A 352-nucleotide genomic window follows, 5' to 3' on the forward strand; every position below is an offset into this window, starting at 1 on the left:
GTAATTTACAATAAACTGATTCTCGGTAGAAATCTGTGCATTATAGGCCGGTTTGAGCTGTCCGTTTTGCATATGGTCATCCTTTAGCCTCATAAAAGTAGCGTCCTCATCAGTCTTGCTGTAGGAATTCCTCTCTGCCAAAATAGCCTCCTGAGCTTCGTATTTATCGAGGTTTTTCTCAAAATTATTTTTAATGTAATTCAGCTTGGCTTTAGCTTTTTTGTCGCAATCGGTCTTGCGGTCGCTGCCTTTCAATTTGGCATTGATATTTTCTACGGTTTGCTGGATCTTTTCTTTGCTGATTTCTTTAAATTCCGGCGGTTCAGGGTCTTTGTCCTCTTCCCTTGCCACG

At 41.2% G+C, this 352-nt stretch carries 1 pseudogene; it reads right to left on the minus strand.

Annotation, left to right across the window (positions count from 1 at the left end):
- Positions 1-352: pseudogene (locus tag DRF58_RS18885) on the minus strand (IS5/IS1182 family transposase); the annotation flags it as partial.

Origin of the sequence: Epilithonimonas hispanica, assembly GCF_003385395.1 — a bacterium.
GTDB classification, from domain to species: domain Bacteria; phylum Bacteroidota; class Bacteroidia; order Flavobacteriales; family Weeksellaceae; genus Epilithonimonas; species Epilithonimonas hispanica.